Genomic DNA, 8,397 nt, shown 5'->3' with positions numbered 1-8,397 from the left:
CCTCAGATTCACGCAAGGGCTTTGGAGGTTTAGATGTTTACATGGTAGACTTAGCAATTCCACAAGCAGAGCCGAAGAATTTAGGCTCTCCGATCAATACGGCGAAAGACGATTTTGCATTCTCATTTTACCCAGGTAAAGACATCGGATTCTTCTCTACCAACCGCATTGGTCGCGATGATATCTACAAAGCGAAACCGGTTTGTAATACTGAGATGTATGTAACGGTAACACACAAAGATACAGGTAAGTTATTAGAAGGCTCGCGCGTGGATATCTTTGACGATCGCAAGAACCTTATCGAGACGAAGTTTACGGATCACCGCGGTATCGTAGAATACGTAGTAGATTGTGATAAGTTTTATCACTTGCAGGTAGACAAAGAGGATTTCGAGGGCAAGTCAGTAGAAGTTCCATTGAATCGCAAAGGCGGTCGTCAGTTAGTGAATGTAGCGTTGCGTCCGATAGAAGTGATTGTCACTAAAGACGAGATCATCTTAGGGGATATCTACTTCGAGTTTGACCGATCAAACATCACGCAACAAGGAGCGTTTGAGCTGGATAAGTTAGTGAAAGTGATGAAGCGCAATCCACAGATGCGCATCAAAGTAGGCTCTCATACAGATAACCGCGGAAGTGCGACGTACAACCAGAAGTTATCGGAGAACCGCGCGAAAACGACGGTACAATATGTCTTGTCTAAAGGGATTGAAGCTTACCGCTTAGAATCACAAGGATATGGCGCAAGCGCACCGAAAATCGATTGTAAGTCGAACTGCTCGGAAGAAGATCACGCGATCAACAGACGAAGCGAATTCGTTATAATCAAATAAATTCGCATAAGCATTAAGTTTAGTATATTTTAAGAAGTCCTTACCATATCGGTAAGGGCTTTTTTTGTACCTTAGTTATAAATTGTTGGCACATTATTTGAAAGACAATAGGTGTTTAACTTAAAAAGTAGACAAAATGAAGTTTTTATATTATCATATGGTTGCCTTATTTTTGCTTTGTGCTCTTCCAACACAGGCACAAAAAGCAGTAGTAACGGCAACGAATTACGACATTAGCGATAACTTGGATTTACAAGCTGTTGCTTCTATCTTTGGTGATTCAAAAGACCTAGAGGATTTTGAATATCGCCTGAATGATCCAAGTTTGCGAATTAATAACCTCGATTTAAATAGAGATGGTTATGTAGACTATTTACGCGTAATCGAAGTAATGGAAGGTAAAGCCCATTTAATCGTTATTCAAGCCGTTTTAGGACGCGATATGTATCAAGACGTAGCGACAATAGAAATTGAAAAAAATAGTCGTCGTAATCAAGTTTCTATTCAAATTGTAGGAAATAGTTATCTATACGGACCTAATTATATTTATGAGCCAGTTTATGTAGTTACACCTCCAGTGTTTAGCTTGTTCTGGGGAGTGTCTTATCGTCCATACTATTCTTCTTGGTATTGGGGATATTATCCTTCGTATTACTCCTATTATGCACCTTATCCAACAGCAACCTATGTTGTTCACGTGCATAATCACATCAATTACAGCAACAGATATGTTTACACCAACAACCATTACAACAATCACTCTAGATCCATGTATAGTGAGGTGAGAAAAGATTATTACGAACGCTCCAATCCAAATAACTCTTTTTATGAGCGAAATAATGGTTATTCTAACAGACGTGATTTAGCCGAGTCTAGATCTTCTTCTTATACAAAAGAAGCCACTAATTATTCACGCGATACGAATGCGTCAAGTAGAGATAGTAATGCGTCAACTCGAGATATCAATCGTGTAGATAACAATTATTATTCAAGAGGTAGTTCAGGTAGTTCAACGTCAAGTGGAGGAGATACCTATAAGCGAGGAGAAGCGATTAGTAGCAACAATACAAACTCAACGAACTCAAATTCGGGATATTATTCACGTGGATCGAGTGGATCAGGCAGTACTTCTGAAGGTACAAATACATCTAATGGGTATTATTCACGCGGTTCAAGTTCATCTAGTGGAACAACAGGAAGCAGCAACTCAACTAGTTCGAATTCGGGTTATTACTCAAGAGGATCAAGTTCATCAAGTAGTAATACCTCGGGAAGTAGTAGTTCAAATTACTCCCGTGGATCAAGCTCTTCTTCGAGTTCAGGAAGCAGTAGTCCGAGTTATTCACGCAGTTCATCTAGTAGCCCAAGTTACTCCCGTAGTTCGTCAAGTTACAACTCATCAAGTAGTAGTCCAAGCTATTCTAGGAGTTCATCGAGTTATAGTTCTGGAAGCAGTGGATCGAGTTACTCTCGTAGTTCTGGTTCTAGCTCTGGTTCAAGAAGTAGCGGATCTTCTTCCTCGTCTTCTTATTCTAGAAGTAGATAAGTACTCAAAAATAATAACAAAAAAAGAGCAAGTTTACCTTGCTCTTTTTTGTTATTTATAAATTTCGTTCAACAGTTTTGCTAGACGAAGCCCTCCTTTTAAAAGTTGTGACTCTACGGTATCTTTAAAGTCAAAGTGGTAGCGGTAACTCAAGTTTTCGTTTTCTTCTACACTGTTGTAAATCGTGTTAGCCATAGTGTAAGAATCGAAAATCCAATCTTCTAAATTCCCTTTGATTAGGGTTTGATTATGTGTTTTTCCATGAACGTCTAAGACAGTAGCATATTCAGTATAGCTGTATTTGTCAAAATCCACTAGAGCAGAATCCCATAAACTGTGTAAGTTCGTTGGTTTTCTAAACCACTCTACTTTTACGCGATTTCCACCTAAATCTTCCAATCTTCCAATGTGTAAAGGTTGGTGTGCATCACCTATCATGTGGATTAAGAAGTACAATTTTTGTTGTTTCTCCTCTAAAGTTAGCGTATTGCTTTTTAACTCTTCAATCAGCGTTAACGCACGTTTGTACAAATTATCATCTGTAGAATTCGCTAATTCCTGATCGAACGCAGGACGAGGTAAGTTTCCTGGCATATTGATGTAATGCCAACCATCAGCAAATTTCCAAGTAGAATCAGATTTGATGAAATCAGGCCAGTTTGCCCAATACGCCAATTGTTGATCTCCGATGATTTTTTTTAATTCTTTTTTAGCTTTTCTGCTTAGGTTTCTCTCCGCGATTTCTGCGATAACGCGGTGTCCAGTCGTTCCCCATGCAAAGATTGCTGACGATTGTAATAGACAAAGCGCGAAGACTAAGGCAAATAAAATTTTTCTCATTGTTTGTTTTTCTATTAATTAAATAGAGCTTTTAGTTCAGTTGCATCACTTGGTTTTAATTTACCAGCGAGGACTAAGCTCAGTTGTTTTCTTCTCAATGCAGCTTCATAACGCTGATGCTCCAGTTCAGTTTCCGTGATAAGTTCAGGAACGGGTACAGGATTTCCCATATCATCTACTGCAACAAACGTATAAATCGCTTCATTAGCCTTTGTTTTACTACCTGATTCGCGATCTTCAATCCACACATCAATGTAAATCTCCATAGATGAAGTAAAGGCTCTAGATATTTTAGCTTCTATAGTTACAACACTTCCTAAGGGAATCGGTTTATTAAAAGCAACGTGATTGACAGATGCTGTTACGCAGATTCTTCTAGAATGTCTTCTTGCAGCAATTCCTGCAGCTCTATCCATTCGCGCTAATAATTCCCCTCCAAACATATTGTTTAAAGGATTTGTTTCTCCTGGGAGAACTAAATCGCTCATGATAGTAGCTGATTCAGATACTAATTTTGCCTTCATAAAGAGTATATTTTTGACAAAGATAGCCACAAAGCAAAAAAAAACCGAACGTTTAGCGTTCGGTTCGTATATTTAACGTATTATTTAATAAAAATCCAAGCCTCTTTATTCATTTTGCGATGAATTTCTTTTAAAGCTTCTTTCGCCTCTTCTTGTGTCGCATAACTTGCATACAAAACAGGATACATTCCGTATTTCGTTCGACCTAAGAAAGATGCTTGATCAAATCCTTTTGCTTTTAATAGTTCAACCTCTATAGCTGCATTTTCCTCACTTCGAAAAGCCGCTGCAACGAGATGATACGGTTTTGCAATAACAACAGTTTCATCTTTCACCGGTAAAGCAATGGTCTCCGTTGTTGGTTCAATAAGGAAAGTGGCTTGTTGTAATCTATTCTGAACTTTCGACTGAACGTTATTTTCAATAGAAAGAGTTTGATCATTAACGTAAGCTGTATAACCATTTTGTACTAAAACACTTCCAATACCAGCAACGAGCACTAGTACAGAAGCATATTTAAAGAAATTTGCTGTACGTCTTGTTCTTATAGGTGTTGGTTCCAAAGCAATAACTTGTGGAGCTGACTCTTTTCCACGTGTAATAGCTTGAACACCAACTGAAGATAAACCAAAAGAAGTTGCCAAGTAATTTTGATGTTGAATTGGATCAAATTGCAAGCTTTTTTCCTCGTTATAACTAAATACCCCAATAGATTCTAAATTCAAAGAATCGAAAGAAGTTAATGTATTATTCCAATCAGCAACCATAGCCTGAATACGCATCACGGCTTCCTCATAAGAAATACGTTCCTGTATAGCAATGTGATTCGCTAGTAATCCATCGTTGTTCACAATATTTCTATTAAAAGAGATTCGCTTTTGTGGAGGGAAGAACATGTGTTTTTCCTCATCGTAAAAAGACGATTGAATTTCGGTGATAAAAGCACCAAATCCAGGAACAATAACGCATGGATAGCGATATAATAGGGCTGATATGTATTGAGTCATCTTCATATTACAAAATTAGTCTAAACCAATCGGTTAGCAAATAATAAGCGGCTTTTTTTTATTAACAATTTAGTATAACAAGGTATGGTTGTTAAGTGTTTGGTAATGAATGGTTAGGTTTTTGATACTAGAGTTACTAAGATAAGAAAATTTAATTAATTAACATTGTTTTGATGAAAGAAGAAGATTTGTTCTATACGTTAGCCCTAACCAAAGTAAATGGAGTAGGACCTATAATTGGCAAGCGGTTGATTGAAAATTTTGGGACAGCAAAGAAGGTGTTCAAAGCAAGTACACAAGAATTATTGATAAAGCGAGTATCGGGTCAAGTAACAAAACAGTTACAAGAAAAAGACAATTTGATTTGGGCAGAAAAAGAACTCAAACAAATGCAAAAAAGTCATATTCAGCCGTTGTTTTATCAAGAAGAAAAGTATCCTTACTATTTGCATCAGTGTGATGATGCTCCTATTATATTATTTTACAAAGGGATAGGTTTGCCAGATTGGAAAAGTCGTCCTATAGTCAGTTTAGTTGGTACGCGTACACCTACTACTAGAGGGCTTGCTTTTTGTAAGCAATTTATGGAAGTGGTTCAACCTTTTAATCCTATTGTAATTAGTGGATTAGCTTATGGAATTGATGCATGTATACACAGAGAAGCCTTGGCTTTTGGTTTAGAAACGTACGGAATTTTGGGACATGGGTTGCAACGGATTTATCCAGCGAATCATCGAAAACTTGCTAATGAAATGATGGAACAAGGAGGAGTCTTAACGGAGTTTGCCACACAGAGGAAGATAGAAAGAGAGAATTTTATCCAACGCAATCGCATTGTTGCAGGAATGAGTCAAGCCACCGTTGTTGTTGAAAGTGCTATGAAGGGAGGATCCATGAGTTCAGTTACTTTTGCAAATGAGTATAATCGCGATGTATTTGCTGTACCAGGACGGGTAGATGATTTAATGAGTCAAGGGTGTAATGAATTGATTCGTACCCATCGAGCACAACTGCTGCAAGATCCTAGGGAGATCATCGATGTTCTGAATTGGAATAAAGTAAAAACCAAAGTTCGTCTAATCCAACCTGAATTATTTTTGAATTTGTCAGAAGAGGAACAACGCATTTATGATTACTTAAATTTAGTAGGGCGAGCAGTTCTGGATTTAATTGCCATGGAGTGTAACTTGCCAATTTACAAGGTGAGTACGCTATTGCTACAACTGGAATTACAAGGATTAGTGAAACCTTTGCCAGGAAAATATTATGAATGTATGGGATAATAAAAAAAGCGGGCATTTTGATTTAAATGCCCGCTTTTGATTTATTTCAATGTTTGATATCCTAGTTTTTCGCGAACGCGATTTAATGTCGCTGTTGCTATTGTCGAAGCTTTTGCTGCACCAACTTGTAACAAGCGATCTACTTCTTCTAAGTTGTTGATGTAGTACTCGTATTTTTCACGAGTATCCTTAAACTTGTCAACAATTAATTCGTATAGTTCTTGTTTAGCATGACCATATCCGTAGTTTCCTCCTTCATATTTAGCGCGCATTTGTGCAATTTGTTCTGGCGTAGCCAAAAGTTTATAAAGGGTAAATACGTTACAAGTATCCGGATTTTTTGGGTCTTCTAATGGAGTACTGTCAGTTTCAATACTCATGACTTGTTTTCTCAGGGCCTTGTCATTTTCGAAAATGTTGATGATGTTGTTTCTTGATTTACTCATTTTATTTCCATCAAGTCCTGGAACAATCATAACATCTTCTGAGATTTTGGCGTCAGGAAGAACAAAAGTTTCTCCCATTTGATGGTTGAAACGAGCTGCAACGTCACGAGTGATCTCTAAATGTTGCAATTGATCTTTTCCAACAGGTACAAAATTAGCATCATACAATAAAATGTCTGCTGCCATTAACATTGGGTATGTAAATAACCCTGTATTAACATCGGCAAGCACTTCTGATTTATCTTTAAAAGAGTGCGCTAATGTTAAGCGTTGATATGGGAAAAAGCAACTTAAGTACCACGTTAACTCCGTCGTTTGCGGTACATCGGACTGGCGGTAAAAAGTTACATGATTAACGTCTAAACCACAAGCAAGCCAAGCAGCCGCAACACTATAGGTGTTTTCCTGTAATGTTTTTGCATCTTTAATTTGCGTTGCTGAATGTAAATTCGCAATAAAAATAAAAGACTCATTCTCTTTGTTGTTTGCCATTTCTACTGCAGGTAGAATTGCACCTAAGAGATTCCCTAAATGCGGAGTTCCTGTACTCTGAACTCCCGTTAGAATTTTAGCCATTGCGTGTTTGTATTTTTAATGATAACAAAGATAGCGTTTTTTGCAGGGATTGTTTTTCTTTTTTTCTTTTTCCTTGGTTTACCATTGCTTTATTTTTTATTTTTGAGTGGCTTCTTGCCAATCCTTAAATTCATTACTTAATGCAATATATTCGCGCATTTTTTAGTATTCTGTGGCGTGCTTGGTTTTACCTCTGGATGTTGATTGTTATACTGCTTTTATCGCCTTTTCTTCTTGCTACAATCTGGTCAGATTCTACCTATCCTGCTTTCTATAAAGTTGCGAGATTGTGGGCTCGTCTTACCTTTTATGGTATGGGGATGTCTTATAAAATTGAACAATCCCATCCTTTAGAAAGAGGAAAAAGCTACATGTTCATTGCCAATCATACCTCTATGATGGACATTATGATGATGTTGTTACTAATAAAGGACAATCCTTTTGTTTTCGTGGGGAAAAAGGAATTGGCAAAACTGCCTATTTTCGGATTCTTTTACAAAAAAACATGCATCTTGGTCGATCGGAAAGATGCTAAAAGTAGGTATCAGGTCTTTGAAAGTGCACAAGCGAAATTGAACAAAGGAATGAGTATTTGTATCTTTCCAGAAGGGGGTGTTCCAGATGATCGCAATATTATCTTAGATACATTTAAAGATGGGGCTTTTCGGTTAGCAATTGATCATCAAATTCCTATCGTACCTTTGGCAATGGGGTATTTAAAGTACTATTTTCCATTTCAATGGGGGATAGGTAAACCAGGTAAGGTGCCTGTGGCGATTTTGCAACCAATTTCTACTGCAAACGCAACGCAAGAGGACAAGAAAGAGATTAAGAGTCGTGCTTTTCAAATGATCTGGGAAGTTGTTGCAGATTGGGAAGAGAAAATAAAATAGTTTTTGGTTGAGTAGCACTAAATAGGGATGTCTGTTACTAAACGAAAATCTAGTCTCATTAAAAAAACGACGTATAGATTTAGGTGCAATTAAAATTTTGGTACTTTTTTTGTAAAGATGAAGTTGAATCAACTTTGTTTTTATGGCAATTAAAAATTTTATTCAATCACTTTCGCTGCGTATTCTGCTACTTAGTTTACCAATTTTACTTTTATGGATGCTTTTCTTTTTTGTTGAAGATGCATCGAGAAATGCTTTTTTAATTGTGTACAGCTATTATTTTGTGCTAGTCTATCTTGTGCTGTGTTTGTGTTTTTTTGCCTATAAACTACTTGCGAATGATAGTGAAAAAATAGGTTGGAAAGATTGGATTGCTTTCATTTTCTTGTGTGGGAATGCCTATATATCCTTGTTAATACTACTAAAGATATATTAAAGCAGAAAGCCTC

Annotated in this window: 8 protein-coding genes; 4 read left to right on the top strand and 4 right to left on the bottom strand. The window is 37.1% G+C overall.

The features are described 5' to 3' along the window. Both H4K33_RS14185 and H4K33_RS14180 read left to right on the top strand, forming a co-directional pair. A partial coding sequence (locus H4K33_RS14185) for an OmpA family protein (protein ID WP_182650120.1) occupies positions 1-833 on the top strand: 833 nt, incomplete at its 5' end. 136 nt (positions 834-969) lie between these two features. Continuing rightward, positions 970-2,379, top strand: a complete 1,410-nt coding sequence (locus tag H4K33_RS14180) for a hypothetical protein (RefSeq protein ID WP_182650118.1) — start codon at positions 970-972, stop codon at positions 2,377-2,379. Between the two features lie 51 nt (positions 2,380-2,430). Here the strand turns inward: H4K33_RS14180 and H4K33_RS14175 are convergent, their stop codons facing one another. From H4K33_RS14175 to H4K33_RS14165, 3 genes are all read right to left on the bottom strand, one after another. Beyond that, complete coding sequence (locus H4K33_RS14175; RefSeq protein WP_182650116.1) at positions 2,431-3,219, bottom strand: S1/P1 nuclease; 789 nt, start codon at positions 3,217-3,219, stop codon at positions 2,431-2,433. 14 nt (positions 3,220-3,233) lie between these two features. Next, a complete protein-coding gene (locus H4K33_RS14170) occupies positions 3,234-3,743 on the bottom strand; it encodes an acyl-CoA thioesterase (RefSeq protein ID WP_182650114.1) in 510 nt (169 codons plus the stop codon). 80 nt (positions 3,744-3,823) lie between these two features. Beyond that, positions 3,824-4,756 carry an SPOR domain-containing protein gene (locus tag H4K33_RS14165; protein ID WP_255493755.1) on the bottom strand — a complete coding sequence of 311 codons (933 nt, stop codon included), beginning with the start codon at positions 4,754-4,756 and terminating at the stop codon, positions 3,824-3,826. A 167-nt stretch (positions 4,757-4,923) separates the two neighbouring features. On the opposite strand from H4K33_RS14165, the gene dprA reads away from it, so the two are divergent. Next, positions 4,924-6,033, top strand: a complete 1,110-nt coding sequence (dprA, locus tag H4K33_RS14160; RefSeq protein ID WP_182650112.1) for a DNA-processing protein DprA — start codon at positions 4,924-4,926, stop codon at positions 6,031-6,033. A 41-nt stretch (positions 6,034-6,074) separates the two neighbouring features. Here dprA and trpS read toward each other — a convergent pair whose 3' ends face one another. After that, positions 6,075-7,055 (bottom strand): tryptophan--tRNA ligase, encoded by a 981-nt coding sequence (gene trpS / locus H4K33_RS14155; protein WP_182650109.1) that lies wholly within the window; start codon positions 7,053-7,055, stop codon positions 6,075-6,077. 140 nt (positions 7,056-7,195) lie between these two features. Here trpS and H4K33_RS14150 point away from each other — a divergent pair, with 140 nt between their 5' ends. After that, the gene (locus H4K33_RS14150) at positions 7,196-7,948 is read left to right on the top strand and encodes a 1-acyl-sn-glycerol-3-phosphate acyltransferase (RefSeq protein WP_182650107.1); all 753 of its coding nucleotides are present in this window, start codon (positions 7,196-7,198) and stop codon (positions 7,946-7,948) included. Positions 7,949-8,397 lie beyond the last annotated feature (449 nt).

Source organism: Myroides sp. WP-1, from assembly GCF_014145635.1.
GTDB lineage: Bacteria > Bacteroidota > Bacteroidia > Flavobacteriales > Flavobacteriaceae > Flavobacterium.
This window is presented reverse-complemented; position numbering and strand designations above follow the sequence as displayed.